The organism is Streptomyces phyllanthi, from assembly GCF_009377205.1.
GTDB lineage: Bacteria > Actinomycetota > Actinomycetes > Streptomycetales > Streptomycetaceae > Streptomyces > Streptomyces phyllanthi.
Window position 1 is genome coordinate 1 of record NZ_VJZE01000115.1, and the last position, 22,188, is coordinate 22,188.

The window sequence follows — 22,188 nt, forward strand, 5'->3', positions numbered from 1 at the left end:
GGACATCGTGACCGCCCTGAGCGAGGAGGCGGCGGCCGTCGCGGCCGACGCCGAAGCGACCGCCCGTCACCTGGCCGGCGCCTGCGGTGATGGCCTTGATGACGGCGGTGGTGAACTCGGTGGTGGAGGCGGAGCCGCCGAGGTCGCGGGTGGAGGTGCCGGCGGCGATCGTGTCGGCCACACCCCTCTCGATGATCCTGGCGACGGTGGCCAGGGCTTCGTCGCCGTGCTTCCCGGCGAGCCACTCGAACAGCATCGCGCCGGACAGGATCATGGCGACTGGGTTGGCGGTGTTCCGCCCGGCGATGTCGGGGGCGGAGCCGTGGGACGCCTGGGCCATGGCGGTGGTGGCGGAGGCGTTGATGGACGGTGCGGTGCCCAGTGAACCGGAGATCTCGCCGGCCAGGTCGGAGAGGATGTCGCCGAACATGTTCTCGGTGACGATGACGTCGAAGTCCTGGGCACGGCGCACCAGGTGGACGGTCATGGCGTCGATGTGGAAGTCGTCCACCGCCACGTCCGGGTAGTCCTTGGCCACCTCCTGGCACACGGTCCGGAACAGGCCGGTGGTGAGCTTCAGGACGTTGGCCTTGTGGACGATGGTCAGCTTCCTGCGGCGCGAGCGGGCGAGGTCGAAGGCGACGCGGGCGACGCGCTCGGTGGCCTCCCGGGTGATGATGCCCATCATGATCGCGGTGTTCTCGGTGGGCATGAACTCCCCGGTGCCGGCGAAGGTGTTGCGGTCGGCGTAGAAGCCTTCGGTGTTCTCGCGGACGATCACGAGGTCGGCGTTGCCGCAGACGGCCTTCGCACCGGGAAAGCTCTTGGCGGGGCGGATGTTGGCGAACAGCTGGAAGTGCTTGCGCAGGGTGCCCGAGGGGTTGAGCGCGGACCTGTGCGGCTCGGGGTAGCTGACGGAGTCGTGGGGGCCGAGGTACCAGCCGTCCAGTCCCGCGAGGGCGGCCTTGGTCTCCTCGGGGACCGGGGTGCCGTGGGACGCGATCGCGGTCGCGCCGAGCGGCAGCGTCACCCACTCGACCGAGACCCCGGCGGCCTGCGCGGCGGCGGTGGCGATCTCCACGGAGGACGGGACGATCTCGGGGCCGATGCCGTCGCCCTCAAGGACGCCGAGGCGGTAGGCGGTGCTCATGGTGGGGTTCCTCTCAGAACAGGGCGGGTCGTGGCCTTGCGGGAATCGGGGCACCGGGGACGAGCAGGCCGCGCAGTTCACGGGCGGCGGCGCCGGCACCGTCCAGCACGGGCACGCCCACCAGTGCGGCCAGCGCCTCGCGGGCCGGGATCAGCGAGTACTGCGCCAGCAGCACCGCGTCGGCGTCGGCGCCCCCGGCCGCTCGCAGGGCGTCGGCCAGGTGACGGGCGGTCGCTTCGGCGTCGGCCGCGACGGCCGCCGCCTCCTCGCTCAGGGCGGTCACGATGTCCACCGGGCGGTCCGGCCGTACCGCCGGGACGAGCGCTTCGAGCTGGGCGACGGCGGCCGGCACGGCGGGCGGAGTAGAGGCGACGACGGCGATGCGCCGGTACGGACCGGCCAGGGCGGCCTTGAACATCGCCTCGTCGGGCTTCAGGACGGGCACGTCCCACAGGACGCGAGCGGTGTCCACCACCTCCCCGTAGGAGGAGCAGGTCAGCAGCAGGCCGTGGGCGCCGCCGTCCATCACGTGTCCGATCAGCCGGAGCATGCGCCGGCGCAGCGCGTCGGTGAGCCCGCCGGTGGCGCGGGCGTCGTCCAGCAGACGGTCGTCCAGCACGTTCCAGACCGTGGCCTGCGGGAACTCCCGCGCGAACGCCTGCTCGGCGATACGGGTCGCGGCGGGCACGGCATGGATCATGGCGACCAGAGCGTGGGGTTCGATCACCGGGGTTCTTACCTCTTCCGGTAGGCGGGGACCGGTAAGGGTTCCGACCGCGGGCCCGCTCCGCTCGGCGCGGGAACGCCTCGTCGGTCGCGTTGCCGCGCCGCCACTGTAGGGGCATCCGGTAAACCGGTCAACCGGTTCTTGGCCGTGCGGCGCCCTGACGCCGAAGACGGTTCGGCGGCCGGGCCATGGCCGATCGCGCGGCCATGGCGTCCCCCTTCGCGACCACCTCGAAGATCGGTACGTGGTCCGCGTAGGCCACCTCGCGGGACCGGACGGCACCCGTGCGCTCGACCCGTCCGCGCTGAATCATCGCCCGCACGCCCTTGAGCGTGTCCCGCAGCACCGTGTCCTTCGCGCCCGGGCCGGCCACGACCACCTCCAGTTCGGTGCTGGCCCGCACCATGCTCCGGGCGCCCCGCTCGCCGAGGACGAGGGGATTCCACGGCTGGCGTGGCTGCCGACGCCCATGCCCGCAGCTTCGGCGGGATCATTCCCCGCACGTCGAGGTCGGCACGGCCGCCGGCGTCATCGCCGCCCTGGGGACGCGCCGCCGCGTACGTGCCTGTTCTCCCGTGCCGCGCCGAATGCCGTGAGCCGCGCGTGCAGTTCGCCGAACTGGGGTTCCTTTAGGGCCGCGATGCTGAAGCGCAGGAACCGTTCGTCCGAAGGCATGAAGAGGGTGCCGGGAAGCACCGCGACGTCCTGCTCCGTCACGAGCCCGCGCACCACGTTGTGCGTCGACTCCGGAAAGGGGTGCCGCACCCAGCCGAAGAACGCACCCGAAGCGCAGAGCTCGAAGCCGCCCGGCGAGTCAGCCATGAGCGACCGAAAACGGTCGAGCTTGGCGCCAGTCTCCAGAGCCCGCTCGCGTCGCCAGTCGAGCGCACCGCGCAGGCCCGCGATCGCCGCCTCCTGGGCGATGCCGGGAGCGCAGATCGCCATGCATTCGAGGAGCTTGCCGGCCTCGACCAGCAGGTCCGGATGGCCGACCAGGGCTCCCAGCCGGTAACCGGGCAGGGCGAAGTCCTTGGAGAAGCTGTGCAGGCTGATGACGTGATCCGGCCAGTCCCGCGTCCCGAACAGGTCGTGTGGGGGCTCGTCGGACTGCCGGAAACTCCGATAGGTCTCGTCCAGGATCAGAACGATGTCGTGACGTGCGGCGAGCCGGGCGAAGTCGCCGATCACGGCGGGCGGAATCGTGGCGCCGGTGGGATTCCCCGGGGTGACGAGGACCATCGCCTTCGTCCGGGCGGTAATGGCCCGCTCGGCCGACTCCACGTCGGGTATGAAGTGGTGGCCGACCGGTAGGTGGACCGGTACGAGATGGTCCATCCGGAGCCACATGTCGTGGTTGAAGTAGTAGGGAACCGGCAGGATGACCTCGTCCCCCACGGTCGCCAGTGCGGAGACCGCCACGCAGAAGGCCTGGTTGCAGCCTGCGGTGATGAGCACCTGTCGTTCGTCCACCGTACCGAGGTAGGCACTCGAGAGCTCCTCGGCCATGAGCTTGCGCAGCTCCGGGACTCCCGACCGGGCCGCGTACAGGGACGTGTCGGGGCGCCGGGCGGCCTCGGCCACCCACTCCACGATCGTGGGCGCGGGAGCATAGGTGGGAACGCCCTGCGACAGGTCGATCAATTCCCGGTCTCCGCGTCTTTTTGCCAGCAGTGCCTGCACCGCGCCGATCGGGGATGTGGGCTGCTCCAGTGTGCGATGTATCAGCTTCAAGTTCCTCCTGCCGAGCCGCGGTGTGCGGCGGTTCAGAGTTATCGGAATTGATCACCTTTTGACACATCGAGGCCGGTCCTGGAACCAGCCCGCAATGGTAACATCCTTTCGGGAAAAGTCAGTTGGAGCATGCAGTCATTCTGACCTCCCAGATTTCCGCGAGCATGAGAACCGCCAGAAGGGGCATTTTTGTGACGATCATCGAGAAGCTTGCCGGACTGGGGTACGCCTACGAACCTGCCGCATTGGAGTTCCCCCCGTTCCAGCAGGCGCGGCGGGTCGGCGACCTGGTCTTCACCTCCGGACAGATCTCCACGCACGACGGCCTGGAGATCAAGGGGAAGGTGGGCAAGGACCTCGACATCGAGCAGGCCGCCAAGGCGGCCGAGCTCGCCGCCTACAACTGCCTGCGCGCGGTTGGCGCCGTTGCGGACATCGAGTCGATCCAGGGCGTCGTCAAGGTCTTGGGCATGGTGAACGTCGCCGAGGGCTTCGACTCGACCCCGCTGGTCATCGACGGGGCGAGTGACTTCCTCCTCAAGGCGCTCGGCGACCGGGGCCGGCACGCACGCTCCGCCGTGGGAATGGTTCTGCCGTACAACTGGGCCGTCGAGATCGAGATGGTCGTCCACGTGTCCTAGTACCGGGTGGCGCCGGGGCCACCGGACGGGTTCCGCCGCCTGGTGCGGTGCCCCGTGGCCCCGGTGGCGGGCAACGGGGCACCGCACGCTAGTCCGCGAGACGAACCGCTCTGGCGCCGCTGCTCCTGCGGACGGCAGGCGGCAGCTCGTAAGCGGCCGGATCTGCCCGGTACAGCGAGTCGAAGACCTCGTTGATCGCGGCCCGAAGGCCCCAGACCTCCGTGTAAGCGGGCCATGACGGATGCCCGCCCGCGATGTCGTCGCGTCGCGCGAAGGGGTAGTTCACCCAGTTCCTGGACTTGGGGAACCGGTGGTGGTAGTCGTGGCAGGGGCCGTCGCCGACCATGACGAACAGTCGGGTGACCAGGTGGTTCAGGATCATGCGGAGCCACCAACCGGTCCAGCTCCACGCTCGGCGCATTCCTCGTAGGGCGGGATCGGGTGTTCGCTCGCCCAGGAAGATGCCATGGGTGGCGGCCGCTATGGCGGTGCGGCCGTCCAGATCCTGTCCCGCTGCGGGGAACAGGTGCCGACAGGAGAGCCGCAGCACACCAGCCGCGTTGTACAGCACGGTCAACGGTACGACCCAGACGACGAGGGCGATCGTCCAGGCATGAGCCGCGGTGACGGCGAGGGCCTGCGCCGCCAGCGTGACGGCCGTGAGCAGCCGGTGCCGGCCGGATGTACCGGAGAAGTGCGACCGTAGCCGCTCATAGGTGGCCCGCAGGTGGAATATCGGTGACAGCAGTGTGCGCACCAGCGACCGCCACATCAGATTCCGCGCCATTCCCGGGCGGCACCCCATGACTTCCACGATAAAGCGGGCCGTGGGATCGTCGATGGTCATATGGCTGACCGAATGGTGATCCGACACATGTTCGCGGGAGTAGTCGTCATACTCCTGAGTAATCAGCAGAACCGAGATGAACTCGCCAAGAATGCGGTTCGCCCTTTTGCCCGACGCGTACGTGGAATGCGTGCACTGGTGCAGGATCATCGAACCCAGCTTCCGCATTCCGTGAACCGTAAGCAGCCATGAAACGGGAAGGACGAGCAGCCACCATCCGCCCGCCGAGACCCCGGCCCAGCCCATGGCGACGCCGGCCACGGTGGGAACGACGGACGCGGTGAGGTGGTCCACGGGCCGCAGCTTCCAGCTCGGCTCGTCCGCGAGCGGTTTCCCGGTGATCCACGTCAACACCGGTTGTAGCCGCCCGGGAAGGACGCGCATCGATTCCCGCACGTCCGACACCGCGCCGGTCATGTCCGTGCTGCCTGTTCCGGCGTTCCCGGCGCGGCCCGGAGCAGGTAGGCCAGTTTGAGCCCCAACGAGTCGTAGGCCGCATCGGGGGTTTCCGGTCCGGTGACGTGCAGACCGGCCTCGGCGAAGAGATCCTCCCAGAACTGCCGCGTCTCCAACTGCTGCCGCGTGATGTGGTGGATGAGGTAGTACGGGTTGTAGTAGCCGAGGCCCAGACCGTGCAGCATGACCTTCTCGTCAGCCGGGCGGTGATCCACCTCGACCACGATCCAGCTCGCGTCGGGGTGACGCTGGAAGCCGCGGGTGAGGAGGTCGACGATCGCTTCTCGGCCGGCCTGCTCCAGGATCTCCTGCAGGACGAAGGCGGTGATGAAGCAGAGCGGCTCGGGCAGGTCACCGAGGTCGGGCAGCTCGGTGGCGGTGCCCATGCGGATGTCGATGCGATCCGTCAGATCGCGCTCCCTGACCAGCTTCCGGGCGTTGGCCACCGACTGCTCTCCGAGTTCGACGCCTACCCCGCGCAGTCCGGGTATCCGCTCGCAGAGTTCGACGAGGTACCGGCCGTCACCGCAGCCGAGATCCACAACGGTGCGGACCCCGCCCGGGATCCGTTCGAGGAGCCGCTCCGCCATGGGGAGCGCGTCGAACCGGCTGATCCCACAGCTTCCCACCCCCACCTGGGCCGCATCCCGGGACGCGTACACGCCCCGGTCGGCCAGGGCACGGCCGAGGTCGACCATCGCCCCTGTGTATCCGCCGACGAGGAGTGTGTACCAGGGGCGGAAGACGGCGATCTCGGCGCCCTTCGCCGAGAGCGTGACCTCGTCCTCAGCTGTCAGCTCGACGAAATCCTCGTTCGACAAGTACTGGAGAAATCCGCGGAGCCGGTCCTCGTCGAGATCGCAGGAACGGGCGAGCCGGGCGACCGTGAGAGTGCCCGCGCTCGCGAGGACCTCGTGCGCGCCCGTCTCCAGGAACTGGTACAGGGACTGGGCGAGCACGAAGCCACGGATCGGCTGCAGAGCGGAGACGAGCTTGTCCTCCAGCCCGTCGGGGAGAGCGTCAGCCATGGGATCTCCTTGAATGGGCGGGCCCACCGGACGCGGCCTCGCCGGGACGGTGGGCGGAGGCATCGACCACCACCACACGAAATCCGACGTCGTAGAACAGGTTGTAGGACCGATCAACGGCCCGGGAGCTGCACGCGGCGAAGCGGAAGGTGTTGTACCAGGAACTGCCGCGCACGATGTGCTCGTCGAGGCTGTCGTACGCCGACCTCTCGGTGTCGTGCTCCGGCCCGTAGGGGCGGTTCAGGCTCGTGGTCCACTCCCACACGTTTCCGCCGAGATCGCACGGGCCCTCCTCCCACGACGGGAGATAGATTCCCACCGGGCTGGGCTGCCGGATGTTCAGTGCGTTGGTCCGCAGGTGTGTCCTGTCATCGGACTCCTCGTCGCCCCACGGATAGACCCGGTCGTCGTCGACCGGTCGGCAGGCCCGCTCCCATTCGAACTCGGTCGGCAGCGAGACCAGTTGGGCCGGCCCGAGCATGCCGGTGCGGCGGCCCTGCTCCGTCGCCCAGGCGCAGTACGCCTCCGCCTCCCAGTAGTTGATCCCGACGACCGGCTGGTTCGGCTGGTTGAAGCGCCGGTCGTCCCAGTAGAACGGTCTGGTACGCGTCCCGATCCGGACGACGGACTCGGCTCTCAGATCGGTGATGAGGATTTCGCCGTCACGGAGCTCCTTCGCGTGGTGCTCATGCACGGTCCTCAGCCAGTGCGCGCGCAGATCCGAGAGAACGGCCGGATCGCCGCTGATCCATCCGGTCGCCATCCGGCCGCGCCAGTAGTCCCGGTCGGCGTACCCGTCGGCCTCGACGAAGGCCGCGTATTGCGCGTTGGTCACGAGATAGCGGCCGATGCCGAAGGCGGGGAAGTCGACCAGCCGCGTCCCTGCCGAGATCGTGCGGTCGTCGTCCAGCCGCCCGCTGCCCATCAGCGCGGGCCCCGCCGGGATCGGGACGAGGTTCTCCCAGGGGCCTCTCGGCCGACCCGATTCGGTGGCGACGCGCCGGTCGCCCAGATGGCCGACGACCGAGGCCGCGCGGAAGCGCTCGGCCAGGGGCAGCCGTGCGTCCTCGACCTGTTCCGTGATGGCGTCCTTGGCCCGTTGCCACAGACCGTCGATCCCGTGGGAGTCGGTGTCCGGGCTCAGGACGCGGTCGAACCCGAAGGCAGCGAGGCGGCTCTGCCCGATCTCGACGAGCATCTCGGCGGCCAACTGGGAGGTGGTGACCGAAGAGGCGGCCGAAGAGGCATTCGGGGAGGCGCCGTCGTGCGCCGGCTCCTCCCGCCCGAGCAGTTCGCTGACCAGCGTGAGAATGTAGAAGATGTTCTCGCCCTCGTAGCCGGCGAAACTCGCCATGAGCCGGAGCGGCTCGCGCCAGTGCAGCATCCGGGCCTTGGCGAGGACGTCCGCGGTTCGCGCCCCCTGGGCGTAGTGCTGGCCGGCGAGGAACTCCTGGAAGTAGCGGTGGGCGAACCGGTACCGCCCCGGCCCGATCTCGACGAGCAGGCCGTGGCTGCGCAGCAGCCGGCTCGTCAGCTCGTGCGGGTCGGGTGTCGAGGACCGGACGTGCAGGCGGGCCAGGTCGGCGCAGAGAGCCGCGGCCTGGACATGGATCTTCTCGCGGGTGACGCCGGATGCCGACGCTCCCCGGGTGCTCTCCTCGCCGAGGTGGATGTGGTGTGCGACCCGGATGGCCAGGGCGAGCACCGAGCCGACCGGGACGGCGGTCTCGTCGCCGGTCTGCCCACGCCATCTCGCCTTGTCCGCCAGCAGGTATCTGATCGCCCGGTCGCACACGACAGCACGGATGTCGGGCAGTTGGCCCTCGTCGGAGTGAATGAGCGTCAGGAGCGTGAGAAGCAGCGGAAGTTCGCCGAGCTCGGCGAGTTCGGGGTTGAGAAGCTCGCGTTTGAGACTGGAGGCGAGAGCGACGGCCTCCTCCGTGGAGAAGCGGCCGGTCCGGGCGGCCGCGTCGTACCACTGCTGGACGTACTGGTTCTTGTCCGTCCGGGTGTACGGCAGCAGTTCGAGCTCGCGGGGGATCCCGACCTTGCGGCTCGGCCTGGTCTGGCGGTAGTCGAACTTCCGGCAGGTGGCGATGATCCGGGTCCCGTTGGCGGGGAGGAGGATGTGGGAGATGGCCCGGCGGATGGCGCCGAGCGACGCCTCCGCGATCTCGTCGATGCCGTCGAGGAGCAGGAGCGCACGGCCCTGTTGGATCTCGGCGCGCAGGAATTCGGTGAGTTGGTTGCCGGCGTTCCTGCCGTCGCGGGCGATGGTGAGTTTGACCTCCGGTACTCCGGAGAGCAGGAGCAGTTCGGGGCCGCCCGCCAGAGCCGCGATGACGCTGCCCAGCTGCACTCTGATGGGCAGCGGGTTCTCCGGGGAAGAGAGGTAGCGGCGGGCGGCCCGGACGGCGATGGCGGCGATCGAGGTGGATTTTCCGCCTCCGGGGTCGCCGAGGATGACGACCGAGTCCTCGGTGGCGTCGAGAAGCTCACCCAGGTCGACGCCCTCGGTCGACGCGGCCAAGGGGTCCAGGTCCGGGGCGGCCCGTGAGTCCGCCACCCGCAGGGGCGTCCAGATCTGTTCGAGGGTGATCAGGCCTGCCTCGTCGCCGGTGTCCGGCTGCGCGGCCGGGTCGCCGAACGTCAGCCGGGAACCGGACCGGATCAGGTCGTGCAGGTAGTCCACGATGTTCCAGGATTCCTGCGCGACAGCGGAGCCGAGTGTCCGGGCGGACTTGGCCGCCAGCTCGGCCGTCAGTCGTCTGATCTCGGCGTCGGGGTCGAGGTGGGTGGTGGTCGGTGCGGCATTGCGGGCGAACAGGAACCGCCGGGCGCCCGATGTGCCGCTCTCGACGGGCTCCGGCAGGCCCGCGCGCAGCAGCCGGGCCCGCAGTTCGACGAAGATCTGGTCCAGGCGCAGTTCGGCGGGCTTGTGCGGGATACCGCCGGCCACGACGTTCAGGAAGGCCTCGGTGAAGTACGTCGGCTCGTTTCCGAGCGGGGCCTTGGCCTTCGCGTGCATCCGGCTCGCACCCATGAAGTACAGCCCGTCGACGGGATAGGTTTCGGCGAAGTCGGAGGACTGGAACTGGAAGTTGGCGCGAGTTCCGAGTTCGGCGTGACAGCAGTCGAGGATCACTACCTTGGTGGCGGCCGGGCTGCCCCGCAGGATCCTGGCGAGCGCGTCGTACAGGATCGCGGTGTGCGGCAGCGACTCCGGGTCCGCCTCGCTGTCGGCCAGGGCGAGCGCCAGCTGTCCGTCCGAAGTCCGCAGGCCGTGGCCCACGTAGTAGAGCAACACCGTGTCGGTGACGTCCCTGACCATGGGGATCAGTCGGCGGGCGACCTCCGAGGGGCTGGCCAGGTCGGGCAGCGACACCACGCGGTCCGGAGGCCAGCCGCACAGGTCGCCGGTCAGTAATCGGCCCATGGCGTCAAGGCTTGACGCCGCCGCGGGGAGATCGGAAATCTTGGGGTCGGCGTAGACGGAGTTGCTGATCAGTACTGCGCGCGACCGGGACAGGTCACGGTCCACGCAACAGCTCCCGAAGCAGCGGCAATGTCTCCTCTAGGGAATCGGCGCTGATCTCGATGCTGTCACTGCCACGCTGGACCTTGAGAGTCGTCTTCTGCCCGCGGGACTCGACGATGCTGCGCAGCAGATCGATGAAACTGGTGACGGCTCCGCTCGACAAGGCCACGATGAGGAGGTCCATCCCCGAACCCTGGTCGCCCGCGGCGATCGGCGCGGGCACCGCCTCAAGGGTGAGGCCGCGCATGCCCCGGAGCTCGCGGTAGAGCGCGTCGAGATCGTCGGCATCGTCCGTCCGCAACTCGACGACCTGCTGCCCCGGACCTCGCTGCCCTTGGTCCTGACTGTCCATGGCCCCCGCCCTCCCGCGATCACGTTCATCCATGGTCCGTGGGTAGTCCCCGCATGCAGCCGGCCGACAAGGGGCGCCGCGGCAAGCGCCATCCTCCCCAGGCCATCCGCGAGTCAAACCACAGCTGCTCCGGGAATGCGGGGCCGTCGGCCTGGCGCTGCCACCACGCATGCGTCGCACCCTGATATGCCGTCAAGTCGCATCCTGATGTGCGGTCAAGGCGATCAAAAACGTACCGCTCGCAAGGAGTTGGGGATCTTTGTCCAGCAGATCGCTCGCGCCCGAAGGCCGGTGCCACGGATGGGCCCGCCCCGCCGCAAGGCCGGCTTCACTTCGCCGCCCATGAGTTGGTCGCGGCGGCATGGATACTGTGAAGTGCGCGGAACGATCAGTTGCTGGATCGGACAGCCGACGAAGGTACGGCGGAGCTGCCAGGCGGTTTGCTCAGGGTGGTGCCTTCGGGGTGAGGGGAGCCTCTTGGTGCTTCATGGCGCACGTGGCGGCACGGCGGGTGCGGGTGCGGTCGAGGTCGCGCGGCTCGGTGGTCTGTGGCGGATCACGCGGCCCTGGCATCCGGGATTGCGGCCGTTCCTGCGCAGCTATGTCGGCTACTGGGACGCAGTGACCTCGCCGTATGAGGCGCGGCTGGTGCCGACCGGGTGTGCGACCCTGGTGATCAGCCTCGCGGAGCCGTTTTCCCAGGTCCGGCGGTTGGGTGTACCGGACGGGAGCAGCGGGAGTATCGGGTCGCTGGTGGTGGGGTTGGAGGACCGGCCCGCGATCTGTGTGCATCCCGGCGGCCAGGAGGCGATCCGGGTCGAGTTCACGCCGCTGGGCGCCTACCGGCTGTTCGGCATGCCGATGAGCGAGTTGACGAATCTGGCCGTCGAGATCCGGGACGTTCTGGGGCTCGAAGCCGGGACGCTGGTGGAGCGGCTGGCGTCCACCCGGGACTGGGCGGCCAGGTTCGACCTGCTGGACGCGGCGTTGCTCGCCCGGATCGGGCGCGGCCCGGAGCCCGCGCCCGAGGTCGGCCACGCCTGGCGACTGCTCTCCGGCAGCGCGGGGACGGTCCCCATCGCCCGTATCGCCGCCGAAGTGGGATGGAGCCAGGGATACCTGATCCGGCGGTTCACCCAGCAGATCGGGCTGACGCCCAAGGCGTCCGCCCGGGTACTGCGCTTCCGCCACGCCGTGGCGATGCTCAGCCGCGGGGCCGCGAGTCTGACCGAGATCTCGACGGCCTGCGGCTTCTACGACCAGGCGCACCTCAACCGCGAGTTCCGGGCCATCGCAGGGACCACACCCGGACAGATGGTTGTCTCTCGACGGGTGGAGGGTGCGCTGGCTCTCTCGGCGAGTGCAAATTCGTCCAAGACCGGGCCGACCGCCGGCCGATAGCGTCCCGGCTCGTGCAACCGATGGCCGGTCGGACGGCGCGGGGGACCGTCCGACCGGCGATGCCCTCGGGGCCGTCGCGACCGCGAGACGGGTGGCGGTGCGTCATCCGGATCCCGCTGGTCCTGGTGAAACGGCCAGGGAACCTTCATTGACTCAGGAACCAAGTTGACTGACAACGGCGTGCGGCCGTATGGGAGTTCGCCCGCGCCGTGCACCACCGTCTCGCCGGAGCAACGGGCCGTCTGGGAGACGCGGGGCAAACGCTCCATCGAGTTCGGTGCCGCCTGGCTCATCGGGGGCCTGCTCCTCACCGTCATCACCTACGAGCAGGTCCAGGGCAAAGGCGCGTACTTCGTGGTCTGGGGGCCGCTGCTCTACGGCGTCTACCGGACCGTTTCCGGTGTCCGGCTGCTCACCAGGAGCCGGAAGCCGACCTGAGCGCCGGTGCGATGTCGAAGTGGATCGCCTGTCCCGGTACAGGCCTTGTCGGGCATTCCTGAGCTGTCCGTGTCTCCTGGTGCGAGGTGAGGGGGAGGCCCTGCCGACGGCGGCGTGCCGCCCTTGCCGCGTAACCGTGCCGGTGTCACTCCTGGGCGCCAGGCAACGGCCGACCGTCGGCTCGGCTTCCCCCTGAGTCCAATCATTGCACAGTGCAAAATGAGAGGCCAGTGGTTCGGCTCGTCCGAACCGTGTTTTCTCGGCGCTTGCCTTGGCGAGACGGCGTCCGGGGCGGCTGTGAGGCGGCCCCGGACGGCGCGCAGGCGGCAGCTGATTCCTGAGACCGGCACGGCCGGCCGCTGCGACCCCTACTTGGGGGCGACGTCCTCCTCGACCTCCTGGAAGGTGGAGGCGTCGACGAGCCCGGTGTCCTCCAGGACTTCCATGTGGTCCAGGACGGTCTGGTTGGCCTGGCGGGCGTGGCGGCGGATGAGGTCGTTCTGGGTGGCGGCCCGGACCTCACCGATCGTGGCGAAGATCTTGCCGTGCGAGGCGCGAAGGACGTTGGCGAAGAGCTTGTCGAACTCCTCGCCCTGGGCGTTCTCCAGATTCCGGACCCACTGCTGCTGTTCCTCGGTGGCCTCGTTGGGGATTTCCACACCGAGGATCTCGGCGTCCTCGCGGACGAGCTGGTCGAGTTTGCTGTGCCCGTCGATCAGATGGTCCCCGGCGCGCTTGACGGCCTCGCTGGAGGCGTTGGTCTGGGCGAGCCGGCCGGCGGGAATCTCCCACAGTCCGGCCTGGCGCACCTTCACCAGGAACTCGCGGTCCACATCGGTGACCGTCAGGTCGGCCTTGCCGTTCTGGCCCGTCGCCGTCTGTCCGGCGCCGCCGGTGGCGACATGTCCGCCGGCGTGCTGGGCCTGGCCCGCGACCGTCGGGCTGGCTGAGGCTTCGTCACTGCCCGCCCTGATCGCGATGACGGCCGCGGCTATCACGGCGCACACGGCGGCGATGATCGTGATCGTCCGCCCCGTGCCCCGCGTGGATACCGCGTGTCGGTTCGAATGCATGTGTTCTCCCGGTCGGGTTGAGAGTGATTCCTCCAGGGCATTCGGAGCGGACACCTGTTGCGGCTGGCACGGCACGCAGAGAGAGGTACGGATGGGGTCGTGCGTATGTTCAAGGAACGGTCAAGAGACCGTGGGCTCATCCGTGAACGGCCGCTGCCGTGGCCAGGGCAACGGTCAGGGAGAGCAAAATCTGTTCTCTTCGCCTGGGCGGGCAGGTCGCTCGGCGAGGTAGAAAGGGGGCATGCGCGAGTATGACCTCCCTGGCGGTGACATGGACGATGTGGACGCGGTGACGCGCGCTGTGCTGACAGCGTCCCGGTTGCTCGTCGCGGTCTCGGCCCGGTCTCTGGCCGCGGTCGAGGAGCGGCTGACACTGCCGCAGTTCCGCATGCTGGTGGTGCTCTCCACCCGCGGTGCCACCAAGCTGGTCGTGCTCGCCGACCTGCTCCAGGTGGCGCCGTCCACCGCGATGCGCATGGTGGACCGGCTCATCGCGGCCGGACTCGCCGACCGGCAGACCAACCCGGACAACCGCCGTGAGACGCTGCTGCGGCTGACCGATGAGGGACGGCGTACCGTCGCGGAGGTCACGGCCCGGCGCCGCGCCGAGATCACCGGGATCGTCGAACGGCTCGACGTGAACCAGCGGGTCGCGCTCGTCGAGGCGCTGACCGCCTTCAACGAGGCGGGCAGCGAGCCCTTGGCGCCTGCGGCGGACGATGCCGGGGCGTATCCGCTGGGCTGGGTGGACACGGCGGTCAAGCGCGGGGCCTGAGCGTCCCTTCGGGCGCCTTCGACACCTTCCGGCGGGGCCGCCCCCGAGTATCACCCCCGAGTATCAAGGGCCGAGTATCAAGGGCCGAGCATCAAAGGCCGACCGGTGACATGTCGTCGTCGGGCAGGGAGCGAACCCGTGTCAGCAGGCGCTCTTCCAGGACCGTTGCGTAGATCGCGGCGCGGGTCGTGGCGGGATGGTCCGGGGGCCAGATCCCACGGCGGAAAACGCAGCGGCGGCCGCGGAAACGCACCACTGCGGTGGCGGTGACGAGCACCTCGCCCTTGGCGTCGGGTACGGCTTCGTGCGTGAGCGACTCGAACGCGCCGCCCCGTCTCTCGCACAGATCCTCGACGGCCGGGAGGGCGGACCGAAGGAAGGCGCGGGTGTAGTCCTGCGGTCCGCCCCGGGCTGAGGGGTCGTCAGTCATCACGGCGCTGTGTCGGGGTCAGCTGCTCGGTTGGCCGATGTTGACCATCCAGGGGACGCCGAAGCGGTCCGTGCACATGCCGAAGACGTCGCCCCACATCTGCTTCTCCAGCGGTACGGTCACGGAGCCGCCCGCGGACAGCTTCTCCCAGTAGCCGCGCAGCTCCGTGTCGTCGTCGCCGCTCACGCTGACCGAGAAGTTGTTGCCCGGCGTGTGCTCCGAGCCGGGAGGGGTGTCGGAGCCCATCAGGGTGAAGCCGCTCGGGGTCTCCAGCATGCCGTGCATGATCTTGTCGGCGTCCGGGGTGCCCTGCTGGCCGAAGTCCCCGTAGGTGTTGAGCCTCAGGGTCCCGCCGAAGACCTCCTTGTAGAACTCCATCGCCTGCCGGGCGTCGCCGGCGAAGCTGATGTAGGGGTTGAGCCGCGAAGCCATGGAAACCTCCTGGAACGGGAGAACGGTCCGGTCTGCGCAGGCTAACGCGGCCCACTGACAACGGCCTCCCGGGTGCGGCCATGCTCTGGCGGGCCCCTGTGCGCGGAGAACGTCGGTGCCGCGGCGGGTTTGGCCCTCGGCGGCCTCACCCTCGGCGCGGGCCTCGGTCACCGCTCGCCGCTGCTGGTCGGCGCGACGCCGGTGGCCGTCGCGCCGGTGCTCGGCGGGGTGGCCCCGGGCCGATCAGCGGCGGCACCGCGCGGCGTCCGGCACGGGCGCACTCGTCACGTGACCGAACGCGGATCCGGGCTCGCCGGTACCCGTGAGAGAGGCGATGTCAGTGGCGACCTCTAAGTTGTGGGGCACTGGAGATCGGCCACACTGGCCGATCTGGCTAGGGGAGGGGTGTGCTGTGTCCGCTGCGCAGGTACGACAGTCGGGGAGCACGACGTATCTGGAGCTGTCCCAGGAGGGCGGCGGCGCCCACAAGTTCTACGAGGTGATCGTCGAGGGGACGACCGTCGCCGTGCGGTACGGGCGGATCGGCGTCGATGGGCAGCGCCAGACCTCCACCTTCCCGACCGTCGAGAAGGCCGAGGCCGCGGCGGCGAAGAAGATCGCCGAGAAGGTGCGCAAGGGGTACGCGCCCGCGGTCCAGGGGCAGCGCGCGGCCCGTCCGGTGACGCGCCGCCAGGTGACGTCCGCCCCGTCCACGGCGAGGGCGACGGCCCCGGTGCTGTGGCGGTTCCGTACCGGTACCTCGGCGTTCGGTATCCATGTGGACGAGGACAACTGCTGGGTCGGCAACCAGAAGGGCGATGTCTACAGCCTGGGCCACGACGGTGAGGTGCTGGCCCACTACTCTCTGCCCGACGGTGTGAAGTGCCTGGTGGCGGACGACTTCTGGATCTACGCCGGCTGTGACGACGGCCAGGTGTACGACCTCTCCTCGAAGGTGCCGTTCGCCGCCTACCGGATAGCGGACGATGTCGACATCTTCTGGCTGGACATCCACGAGGGCGTGCTGAACGTCGCCGACCGCAACGGCGGACTGACGGTCATCGACCACGAGGACGAACTCCAGTGGTCGCGCAACTCGTCCGGGGACAGCGCCTGGATGGTGCGTGCCGACGACCGTGCCGTGTACCACGGGCACAGCCGCGGTGTGACGGCGTACGCGGCTGACGGCGCCGGCCAGCTCTGGCACACCGCGACCAGCGGCAACGTGCTCTTCGGCTGGCAGGAGGAGAACGCGGTCTACGCGGGCACCGGGCGGAGGGTCGTCCAGCGGCTCTCCAAGGCCACCGGGCGGATCGAGGCCACCTACCAGTGCGACGCCGCGGTGTACTCGTGCGCCACCTCCCCGGGCGGACGGTACGTCTTCGCGGGCGACTCCGCCTCCTCCGTCTACTGCTTCACCGCCGACGGCACCCGGCTGTGGAAGCTCGGTACGGGCGGCGGCTCGGCGCTCTCCATGCAGTACCGCGACGAGAGGCTGTACATCGTCTCCACGGACGGCTCGCTCGCCTGCATCGACGCCGGCGAGACCGCGATCAACGCCGCCCAGTCGGGCACCGTCCCGGTCGCCGCGGACATCAAGCTGGCGGCCGCCATGCCCACGTACGCACCGGTGACCACCGCCGCCTCCGTCGCGACGGTCAGCGCCGCCTCCGCCTCGGGGAGCGGGATCGTCGTGGAGTGCGTCCAGGAGGGAGGACGAGTGCGGGTGCATGTCGTCTCCGACGGCTACGAGCGAAACTGGAACGTCCAGTTCCCCCGTGCGATACGGCAGCCCGGCGCCCGCTACGTCGTGGACGAGCTGCACTCCTCCGCGGGCGGCTTCTACCGAGTGCGCGGAGAGATCAGGCGCCTGGTGTGACCTGTCCCCTGGATCCTCGTGAAGGCGTTACGGCGGAACGCGCACGCCCAGGGTGGAAGACATCCGGGCCGACCCGTGTGGGCCGGCCCGGACGTGGTGGTCAGGTCATCGAGTGACCAGGTGATCAGGCGATGTCGAACCGGTCGAGGTCCATGACCTTGCTCCACGCGGCGACGAAGTCGTCCACGAACTTCGCCTTCGCGTCATCGCTCGCGTAGACCTCGGCGAGGGCGCGCAGCTCGGAGTTCGAGCCGAAGACGAGGTCGGCGCGGGTGCCGGTCCACTTGACCTCGCCCGTGGCGGCGTCGCGGCCCTCGAACAGGACCTGGTCCTCGGACGTCGACTTCCACGTCGTACCCAGGTCGAGCAGGTTGACGAAGAAGTCGTTCGTCAGCGTGCCCGGGGTGTCGGTGAAGACGCCGTGCGTCGACTGCCCGCTGTTGGCGCCGAGGACACGGAGGCCACCGACGAGGGCCGTCATCTCGGGGGCGCTCAGGGTCAGCAGGTTCGCCTTGTCGAGCAGCAGGTACTCGGCCGGCAGGCGGTGGCCCTTGCCCCGGTAGTTGCGGAACCCGTCGGCCGTCGGCTCGAGCGCGGCGAACGACTCGACGTCGGTGTGCTCCTCCGTCGCGTCCACACGGCCCGGCGTGAAGGGGACCTCCACGTCGAAGCCGGCGTCCTTGGCGGCCTTCTCCACGGCGGCGGAGCCGCCGAGCACGATCAGGTCGGCCAGGGAGACCTTCTTGGCGCCGGAGTTGAACTCCGACTGGACGCCCTCAAGGACGCTCAGGACGTGACGCAGCTGGTCGGGGTCGTTGGCCTCCCAGCCGCGCTGCGGCTCCAGGCGGATGCGGGCACCGTTGGCGCCGCCGCGCTTGTCGCTGCCGCGGAAGGAGGAGGCCGACGCCCACGCGGTGGACACCAGCTGCGAGACGGTCAGACCCGAGGCGAGGAGCTTGGCCTTGAGCGCCGCGATGTCGGCGGCGTCGATGGCCTCGCCCTCGGCCTCCGGCAGCGGGTCCTGCCAGAGCAGCGTCTCCTCCGGGACCTCCGGGCCGAGGTACAGCGACTTCGGGCCCATGTCGCGGTGGGTCAGCTTGTACCAGGCACGGGCGAAGGCGTCCGCGAACTGGTCGGGGTTCTCGTAGAAGCGACGCGAGATCTGCTCGTAGACCGGGTCGAAGCGCAGCGACAGGTCGGTGGTGAGCATCGTCGGGAGGCGCTTCTGCGACGGGTCGTGCGCGTCGGGGATGATGGCCTCGGCGTCCTTGGCCACCCACTGCTTGGCGCCGGCCGGGGACTCGGTCAGCTCGTACTCGTACTCGAACAGGTTCTTGAAGAACCCGTTGCTCCACTGGGTCGGCGTGGCGGTCCAGGTGACCTCCAGGCCGGAGGTGATGGCGTCGCCTCCCTTACCGGTGCCGTAGGTGCTCTTCCAGCCGAGGCCCTGCTCCTCCAGCGAGGCGGCCTCGGGGTCGTTGCCCACGTTGTCCGCGGGGCCGGCGCCGTGGGTCTTGCCGAAGGTGTGACCACCGGCGATCAGGGCGACGGTCTCCTCGTCGTTCATCGCCATACGGCGGAACGTCTCACGGATGTCGCGGGCCGCGGCGATCGGGTCCGGGTTGCCGTTCGGGCCCTCCGGATTGACGTAGATCAGACCCATCTGGACCGCGCCGAGCGGGTTCTCCAGCTCACGGTCGCCGGTGTAGCGCTGGTCGTCGAGCCAGGTGGTCTCGGGACCCCAGTAGACGTCCTCCTCGGCCTCCCAGACGTCGGCGCGGCCGCCGCCGAAGCCGAAGGTCTCGAAGCCCATCTGCTCCAGCGCGACGTTGCCCGTGAGGATCATCAGGTCGGCCCAGGACAGGCTCTGGCCGTACTTCTTCTTGACCGGCCACAGCAGACGGCGGGCCTTGTCGAGGTTGGCGTTGTCCGGCCAGCTGTTGAGCGGGGCGAAACGCTGCTGGCCGGCGCCGGCGCCGCCGCGGCCGTCGCTGATGCGGTAGGTGCCGGCGCTGTGCCAGGCCATACGGATCATCAGCGGGCCGTAGTTGCCGAAGTCGGCGGGCCACCAGTCCTGCGAGGTGGTCAGTACCTCGGCGATGTCCTGTTTCACGGCCTGGAGGTCGAGGTTCTTGAACGCCTCCGCGTAGTCGAACTCCTCGCCGAGCGGGTTGGCCACGGCGGGGTTCTTGGCAAGGATCTTCAGGTTGAGCCGGTCCGGCCACCACTGGCGGTTTCCGCCGCCCTGGGTCGGGTGCGCGGCGCGACCGTGAGCGACCGGGCAGCCGCCGGTCTCCTCCGGCTTCGGGTCGGTGACGATCGCGTCGTGGTTCTCAGTCATGGGGGTCCTTCCGAACTGGGTGGATCAAGGAGCTGGACTGGGGGTGGTGGAGCAGCCGGGGCACAGGCCCCAGTAGATGACCTCGGCTTCGTCGATCGCGAAACCCCGGTCGTGCGACGCGGTCAGGCAGGGGGCGTGGCCGACAGCGCAGTCCACATCGGCGACGACACCGCACGACCGGCACACGAGGTGGTGGTGGTTGTCCCCGACGCGTCCCTCGAACAGTGCCGGGCTGCCGGGCGGTTCGATACGGCGTACGAGTCCAGCGGCGGTCAGCGCGTGGAGGGCCTCGTACACGGCTTGGAGGGAGACATGGCCCACGCGGTCGCGCACCCCGGAGGCGATCGCCTCGACACCGAGGTGATCACCCTCCCGGACGGTCTCCAGCAGCGCGACGCGGGCGGCCGTCACCCGCAGGCCGGCACCGCGCAGCTCCTCGGCGGTGGTCGGAGTCTGGGGTGAACTCATGGGACCAACCTAACCCCAAAAACACGAGCGATTCAAGAAATGGAATCAGTCCAAGTTTGGCGCGGCGTGTGTCGGGCGACGAATGCCCCGTCATGGCGCGCGTGTGCTGCCCGGTGGAGGTGTCGGGGTGCGTGTCGGTGGGCGCAGATGCTACTGCTGTACGCGCGTGGCGCGCCGTCGATCAAGATGCATCAGGTCGCATGTGCGGCAAGTTGGGCGCGAAATGCTTGCATATGCGAGGCTTTGTCGCTTAACCTCTCGGATATGCAGTCCTACACCATCGGCCAGGCGGCGCGTCTGCTGGGCGTCAGCCCGGACACGGCACGCCGCTGGGCGGATGCCGGACGGGTCGCCACACACCGGGACGAGAGCGGGCGGCGGCTCATCGACGGGCGGGATCTCGCCGCGTTCTCCGTCGAGCTCGCGCAGAACGGCCCGGGTGAGGAGGAGACGCCGTACACCTCGGCGCGCAACGCGTTCCCCGGCATCGTCACCGCCATCAAGCTCGGGGATGTCGCCGCCCAGGTCGAGATCCAGGCGGGCCCGCACCGGCTGGTCTCCCTGCTGACGCGGGAGGCCGTCGAGGAGCTGGGCCTGGAGGTCGGCATGCAGGCCACCGCCCGCGTGAAGTCGACCAACGTCCACATCGACCGCACGTGAGCAGTCGCCTACACGGGCGATCAGACGATCAGTACACGTCCCGCACGTACCGCTTGTCCGCCGCCAGTTGCTTCAGGTACGCGGTGGCCTCCGCCTCGCTCAGCCCGCCGTGCGTGACCGCGATGTCCCGCAGCGCCTGGTCCACGTCCTTGGCCATACGGGAGGCGTCGCCGCAGACGTAGAACCGGGCGCCGTCCTGCAGCCAGTGCCACAGTTCCGGGCCGTGCTCGCGCATACGGTCCTGGACGTAGACCTTGGCGCGCTGGTCGCGGGAGAACGCCGTGTCGAGCCGGTGGAGGGCGCCGTCATCCAGGAAGCCTGTCAGCTCGTCCTCGTAGTAGAAGTCCGTGGCGCGGTGCTGCTCGCCGAAGAACAGCCAACTGGGTGCCCGGTGGCCGAGCGCGCGCCGCTCCTCCAGGAAACCGATGAAGGGCGCGACCCCGGTGCCCGGACCGACCATGATCATGGGGGTCGAGCCGTCCGCGGGCGGCCGGAAATGCGGGGAGCGCTGCACGAGGACCGGGACCTCCATGTCCGGTTCGCCGTCCGCGAGGAAGGGCGAGCAGACCCCGCCGCGCGGGCGCCCGTGCAGGTTCTCGTACCGCACGACCGACACCGTCAGCGAGATGTGGTGCGGGTCGACGAGCGGGCTCGACGAGATGGAGTAGAGGCGGTGCTGGAGCCGCTTGAAGACATCGGCCCACTCCTGCGCGCTGGCGCGCACCGCGTACTCGGCGGCCACGTCCACGGCCTGCCGCCCCCAGGACCACTGGGCGAACCCGTCCTTGTTGTCCGGACGCAGCAGCCGCTTCAACTCGTGCTTGTCACGGGCCCGTTCGGAGACGAACCGGAGCAGGTCGGAGGTGATCCGCGTGATGTCGAGATGCCGGTGCAGGGCCTCGGCGAAGGGCACCTCACCGACTCCGCCCACCTGTACGGCCGTCGAGCCGTCCAGCCCGGTCACCGCGAGCCATTCCGCGACCAGGCCGGGGGAGTTGACCGGCCGTACGCCGAGCGCGTCCCCCGCCTCGTACGTCAGGGGAGTGCCGCTCGTGTCGAAGGTGAACCGGCGCACCTCCTTGCCCGCGCCGGGCAGGCTCAGCAGCCGGTTGCCGACGAGCCGGGCGGTGGTGGGCGCGGGTTTGGCCGGCCGGGCCGGCGCGGGAGCCCCGGTGGTCGTACCGAGGGCGGTGAGCACCTGGTCGAGCCAGGCGCCCGCCGACGGTTCGTAGTCCGGTTCGCAGTCCGTACGGGGGGCCAGGCGCACCGCGCCCAGTTCGTCGAGGCGCGCGTCCAGCCGTCGGCCGTGTCCGCAGAAGTCGTCGTACGACGAGTCCCCGAAGGCCAGCACGGCGAAGCGCACACCGTCGAGGCGCGGCGCCTCCTGGCCGGAGAGGGTGTCCCAGAAGCCGGAGCCGTTGTCGGGCGCGTCCCCGTCGCCGAAGGTGCTGGTGATCAGCAACAGGTCCGCCCCGCGCGGGAGTTGACCGGGGTCGGTGTCGTCCATGCCGACGAGCCGCGCCCGGTGCCCGGTGGCGGTCAGCCGCTCGGCGGTGGTCGCCGCGAACTCCTCGGCGGTGCCGGTCTGCGAGGCCCACAGCACGACGACCTCACGGCCGGCGGGCTCGGCGGAGGGGGCGGCCGGGGGAGCGGACCGGGAGTACATGCCGGCGAGGACGCCGTTGACCCACAGGGCGTGCTCGGGGCTGAAGGGCGCGTCCGGCGGCAGGACGGGGACACCGGAGACACCGGGGGCATGGGTGCCGAGCCCGGCCAGGAAGCCGGTGAGGTACTGGCGTTCCTGGGCGGACAGGACGGGGG

General features: G+C 69.6%; 20 protein-coding genes. 6 read left to right on the plus strand and 14 right to left on the minus strand.

What is annotated here, in order from left to right; genetic code table 11:
* From FNH04_RS18275 to FNH04_RS18290, 4 genes are all read right to left on the minus strand, one after another.
* Positions 1 to 1,150: isocitrate/isopropylmalate dehydrogenase family protein (locus FNH04_RS18275; protein ID WP_228031473.1), on the minus strand; the 1,150-nt coding region annotated here is incomplete at its 3' end.
* A 13-nt stretch (positions 1,151 to 1,163) separates the two neighbouring features.
* A complete protein-coding gene (locus tag FNH04_RS18280; protein WP_322723254.1) occupies positions 1,164 to 1,877 on the minus strand; it encodes an aspartate/glutamate racemase family protein in 714 nt (237 codons plus the stop codon).
* Positions 1,878 to 2,007: 130 nt separating this feature from the next.
* Positions 2,008 to 2,283 (minus strand): hypothetical protein, encoded by a 276-nt coding sequence (locus FNH04_RS18285; RefSeq protein ID WP_228031474.1) that lies wholly within the window; start codon positions 2,281 to 2,283, stop codon positions 2,008 to 2,010.
* A gap of 122 nt (positions 2,284 to 2,405) precedes the next feature.
* On the minus strand, positions 2,406 to 3,608 hold the full coding sequence (locus tag FNH04_RS18290; protein WP_152785536.1) for an aminotransferase: 1,203 nt from the start codon (positions 3,606 to 3,608) through the stop codon (positions 2,406 to 2,408).
* A 191-nt stretch (positions 3,609 to 3,799) separates the two neighbouring features.
* Here FNH04_RS18290 and FNH04_RS18295 point away from each other — a divergent pair, with 191 nt between their 5' ends.
* Positions 3,800 to 4,249, plus strand: a complete 450-nt coding sequence (locus FNH04_RS18295; RefSeq protein WP_322723255.1) for a RidA family protein — start codon at positions 3,800 to 3,802, stop codon at positions 4,247 to 4,249.
* Positions 4,250 to 4,337: 88 nt separating this feature from the next.
* Here FNH04_RS18295 and FNH04_RS18300 read toward each other — a convergent pair whose 3' ends face one another.
* The 4 genes from FNH04_RS18300 to FNH04_RS18315 all read right to left on the minus strand — a co-directional run bounded on the left by FNH04_RS18300 (position 4,338) and on the right by FNH04_RS18315 (position 10,470).
* Positions 4,338 to 5,357, minus strand: a complete 1,020-nt coding sequence (locus FNH04_RS18300) for a fatty acid desaturase (protein WP_152785540.1) — start codon at positions 5,355 to 5,357, stop codon at positions 4,338 to 4,340.
* Between the two features lie 152 nt (positions 5,358 to 5,509).
* Positions 5,510 to 6,580: a methyltransferase domain-containing protein gene (locus FNH04_RS18305; RefSeq protein WP_152785542.1), complete on the minus strand. Its 1,071-nt coding sequence runs from the start codon at positions 6,578 to 6,580 to the stop codon at positions 5,510 to 5,512.
* Positions 6,573 to 10,121, minus strand: coding sequence for a caspase, EACC1-associated type (locus FNH04_RS18310; protein ID WP_152785544.1), 3,549 nt, complete (start codon positions 10,119 to 10,121; stop codon positions 6,573 to 6,575). The genes FNH04_RS18305 and FNH04_RS18310 overlap by 8 nt, the downstream gene beginning before the upstream one ends.
* Entirely contained in the window at positions 10,111 to 10,470 is a 360-nt protein-coding gene (locus tag FNH04_RS18315; RefSeq protein ID WP_152785546.1) for an effector-associated constant component EACC1, read from the minus strand. The genes FNH04_RS18310 and FNH04_RS18315 overlap by 11 nt, the downstream gene beginning before the upstream one ends.
* Before the next feature lie 480 nt (positions 10,471 to 10,950).
* Between FNH04_RS18315 and FNH04_RS18320 the strand changes: the two genes are divergently transcribed.
* A complete protein-coding gene (locus FNH04_RS18320) occupies positions 10,951 to 11,871 on the plus strand; it encodes a helix-turn-helix domain-containing protein (RefSeq protein WP_322723256.1) in 921 nt (306 codons plus the stop codon).
* A gap of 165 nt (positions 11,872 to 12,036) precedes the next feature.
* On the plus strand, positions 12,037 to 12,309 hold the full coding sequence (locus FNH04_RS18325; protein WP_152785550.1) for a hypothetical protein: 273 nt from the start codon (positions 12,037 to 12,039) through the stop codon (positions 12,307 to 12,309).
* Positions 12,310 to 12,677: 368 nt separating this feature from the next.
* Here FNH04_RS18325 and FNH04_RS18330 read toward each other — a convergent pair whose 3' ends face one another.
* Entirely contained in the window at positions 12,678 to 13,382 is a 705-nt protein-coding gene (locus FNH04_RS18330) for a DUF4142 domain-containing protein (RefSeq protein ID WP_152785552.1), read from the minus strand.
* A 241-nt stretch (positions 13,383 to 13,623) separates the two neighbouring features.
* Here FNH04_RS18330 and FNH04_RS18335 point away from each other — a divergent pair, with 241 nt between their 5' ends.
* Positions 13,624 to 14,157, plus strand: a complete 534-nt coding sequence (locus FNH04_RS18335) for a MarR family winged helix-turn-helix transcriptional regulator (protein WP_228031475.1) — start codon at positions 13,624 to 13,626, stop codon at positions 14,155 to 14,157.
* Positions 14,158 to 14,248: 91 nt separating this feature from the next.
* On the opposite strand, the gene FNH04_RS18340 is transcribed toward FNH04_RS18335, so the two are convergent.
* Both FNH04_RS18340 and FNH04_RS18345 read right to left on the minus strand, forming a co-directional pair.
* Entirely contained in the window at positions 14,249 to 14,587 is a 339-nt protein-coding gene (locus FNH04_RS18340) for a hypothetical protein (RefSeq protein ID WP_152785555.1), read from the minus strand.
* An 18-nt stretch (positions 14,588 to 14,605) separates the two neighbouring features.
* Positions 14,606 to 15,019, minus strand: coding sequence for a VOC family protein (locus tag FNH04_RS18345; RefSeq protein ID WP_152785557.1), 414 nt, complete (start codon positions 15,017 to 15,019; stop codon positions 14,606 to 14,608).
* 412 nt (positions 15,020 to 15,431) lie between these two features.
* On the opposite strand from FNH04_RS18345, the gene FNH04_RS18355 reads away from it, so the two are divergent.
* A complete protein-coding gene (locus FNH04_RS18355) occupies positions 15,432 to 16,898 on the plus strand; it encodes a WGR domain-containing protein (RefSeq protein WP_322723257.1) in 1,467 nt (488 codons plus the stop codon).
* A gap of 124 nt (positions 16,899 to 17,022) precedes the next feature.
* Here FNH04_RS18355 and katG read toward each other — a convergent pair whose 3' ends face one another.
* Positions 17,023 to 19,239 (minus strand): catalase/peroxidase HPI, encoded by a 2,217-nt coding sequence (gene katG / locus FNH04_RS18360; RefSeq protein WP_152785561.1) that lies wholly within the window; start codon positions 19,237 to 19,239, stop codon positions 17,023 to 17,025.
* Between the two features lie 24 nt (positions 19,240 to 19,263).
* Positions 19,264 to 19,707: a Fur family transcriptional regulator gene (locus tag FNH04_RS18365; protein WP_152785563.1), complete on the minus strand. Its 444-nt coding sequence runs from the start codon at positions 19,705 to 19,707 to the stop codon at positions 19,264 to 19,266.
* A gap of 264 nt (positions 19,708 to 19,971) precedes the next feature.
* On the opposite strand from FNH04_RS18365, the gene FNH04_RS18370 reads away from it, so the two are divergent.
* Positions 19,972 to 20,367 carry a TOBE domain-containing protein gene (locus FNH04_RS18370; protein ID WP_152785565.1) on the plus strand — a complete coding sequence of 132 codons (396 nt, stop codon included), beginning with the start codon at positions 19,972 to 19,974 and terminating at the stop codon, positions 20,365 to 20,367.
* A 28-nt stretch (positions 20,368 to 20,395) separates the two neighbouring features.
* Here the strand turns inward: FNH04_RS18370 and FNH04_RS18375 are convergent.
* Positions 20,396 to 22,188, minus strand: a 1,793-nt coding sequence (locus tag FNH04_RS18375; protein WP_194236725.1) for a diflavin oxidoreductase, incomplete at its 5' end; no start/stop codon positions are given.